The sequence below is a fragment of the Pseudomonas sp. SIMBA_068 genome, assembly GCF_046534705.1.
In the GTDB taxonomy this organism is placed as follows: Bacteria; Pseudomonadota; Gammaproteobacteria; order Pseudomonadales; family Pseudomonadaceae; genus Aquipseudomonas; species Aquipseudomonas putida.
In genome coordinates, this window is sequence record NZ_JAWRYI010001311.1 from 1 (window position 1) to 246 (window position 246).

At 53.3% G+C, this 246-nt stretch carries 1 protein-coding gene; it reads left to right on the forward strand.

Features of this window, described 5'->3' with window-relative positions:
• Window positions 1–246, forward strand: a 246-nt coding sequence (locus SB756_RS33825; protein ID WP_410913732.1) for an SRPBCC family protein, incomplete at both ends; no start/stop codon positions are given.

Sequence of the window (246 nt, forward strand, 5' to 3'; positions counted from 1 at the left end):
GCGGTTTCTTCTTTACTGAAAAACCGGATGCTAATGTCTGGGTCGATGGCGCAGTTTCAAGCTATTACCGCGAAACCTATGCCGAAGCAGAACAACGTTTAGGTGAAGTTCGCGCCCTGCGCCTGGCGGGTCATAACAATATTTTCCCCACGCTTTCATGGCTCAACGGCACTGCCACGCTCCGCGTCTGGCATCCGCGCGGCCCTGATCAAGTTGAAGTGTGGGCGTTCTGTATTACTGACAAAG